This window comes from Nitratireductor aestuarii (assembly GCF_014641695.1).
GTDB classification, from domain to species: Bacteria; Pseudomonadota; Alphaproteobacteria; order Rhizobiales; family Rhizobiaceae; genus Chelativorans; species Chelativorans aestuarii.
On record NZ_BMIF01000064.1, the window covers coordinates 1 to 641 of the forward strand.

1 protein-coding gene is annotated in these 641 nt (G+C 35.9%); it reads left to right on the forward strand.

Annotated features, from left to right (window positions below; genetic code table 11):
- Nucleotides 1-212: 212 nt before the first annotated feature.
- A partial coding sequence (locus tag IEX27_RS21750) for a TolC family protein (protein WP_188723033.1) occupies nt 213-641 on the forward strand: 429 nt, incomplete at its 3' end.

The following is a 641-nucleotide window of genomic DNA, read 5'->3' on the forward strand; positions in this document are numbered from 1 at the left end:
ATACAGTTTCTGAAAGCGAAGCACAAAGAGTAGAATTAGAAGCATTAGAATACCATACTCGAGCAATGGCTACTCCAAAAGGAGTCGAGGAATTAGAAAAGCAATTACAAAGAATTAAAAATTAACCATTCCAAAATTAACCGTCATTTTTCTGTGTGAGGATAAAGAGATAAATGACGGTCTCATCTCAAATTTAATAAATAATAACACTTATGAAAAGAATCTTTCTCATAGTTTTGTGTACCATAGGCTTTTCTGCTGTCGCACAAACCACTACTTTAACACTGAAAGACGCAGTCAATTATGCGCTTCAAAATAAAGCCGATGCTAAAAAGGCAAAACTTCAGGTTGAAAACAGCGAATATAAAATTCAGGAAGTACGTTCAAGAGCATTACCGCAAATATCTGCAAATGGAAACCTAACATACAATCCAATTATCCAGACAACAGTTATTGATGGAGCAGGTTTTGGACAACCAGGAACTACAATTCAGGCAGCATTTGGACAGACTTGGACTTCTACTGCAGGACTTTCTTTGACACAGGCAATTTTTGATCAATCTGTTTTTACTGGATTGAAAGCGGCAAAATCTACTCGTGAGTTTTATCAAATAAACGATCAATTGACAGAAGAGCAAGTT